General features: G+C 29.4%; 1 protein-coding gene. It reads left to right on the forward strand.

The genetic code is table 11. The features are described from left to right. A partial coding sequence (locus KHW44_RS09665; RefSeq protein WP_369680535.1) for an ABC transporter permease occupies positions 1 to 1,100 on the forward strand: 1,100 nt, incomplete at its 5' end. Between the last annotated feature and the right edge of the window lie 230 nt (positions 1,101 to 1,330).

Genomic DNA, 1,330 nt, shown 5'->3' on the forward strand with positions numbered 1-1,330 from the left:
TATTCATGTCATCATTTATAATTTTTTCTCTTAAAAACGGCATGAAATCTCTATCAGATAGGATGGGAGCAGACATTATAGTAGTCCCAGAAGGTTATGATTCCAAAATTACAGGTGCAATATTAAGGGGAGAACCTAATACATTCTTTTTTGACAAGGATATATTAAATAGAGTAAAAAAAATACCAGGAGTTGAAAAAGCCTGTGGTCAAGTTTATCTAGCTACACTTTCTGCTGGATGCTGTTCTTTTCCCATTCAAGTTATAGGAATTGACTTTTCTGATGACTTTAGCGTTAAACCTTGGCTTGAAAAACAGATTAAAACTCCAATTAAAGCTGGGCAAGTTGTTGTAGGTGCTAACATTGTGGGGACTATTAATCATAAGGTTAAATTTTTTAATCAAGAATTTGAGATAAGAGGTAGGCTTGCAAAAACTGGCATGGGTTTTGATAATTCAGTTTTTATGACAATAGAAGAAACTCATAGATTAGCCAAGGAATATGAAAAGATAATTAATCATCCGGTGGCAAAAAAAGATGATATATCTTCTATTTTAGTAAAAGTTGAAAAAAACAAAGATCCAAAAACAATTCAAAAACTTATTAAAGAAGAATTTAAAAAAGAAAAAGTGTATCCTTTATTGCCAAGAAAAATAATGACACAAGTTTCAGATTCAGCAAAAAACATGCTTGTATATGTGTATATATTGATAGCTTTGATTTGGATACTAGCTTTCTTTATTTTAAGTCTTGTAAATACCTTATCAGTTAAGGAAAGGAAAAGAGAATTTGCAACCATAAGGATATTAGGAGCAACAAAGAAAAAACTCAGTGAAGTAGTTCTTATTGAATCTATGCTAATTAATGGAACAGGTGCAGTCATAGGTTCTGTGCTTTCCTTTGTTTTAAGTATAACTTTCAATAATATATTTTCATCAATTTTGAATATGCCTTTTTTAAGACCGAATATATTCCTTATGATTTTAATGTTAATAATAATAATAATTTTGGGAACCTTGTTAGGTCCAATATCTTCAATTATTGCTATTAATAAAATAAATAAAGTAGAATTATTATTGATGCAAAGAGATAATGATTAAAATAGGCTATTTGTCAAATTTTGGGGAGACTTGTTAACGCTAGTCTCTCTTTTCATTTAAAAATCCATACTTAAACGCTAATAAAAGGTCAAAAATAAAATAACTAAAAAACCATTAAAAATAAACATAGCAATAAGGTGACCCCAAAAAGTTGGACTTTATACCAGAGACATTTAGAAATATTTGTCTCTGGTTTTTTTGTCCTCATATTTCCCCTAGGAGAAATCGCA

The sequence above is a fragment of the Finegoldia magna genome, from assembly GCF_018371055.1.
Classification (GTDB): domain Bacteria; phylum Bacillota; class Clostridia; order Tissierellales; family Peptoniphilaceae; genus Finegoldia; species Finegoldia magna_I.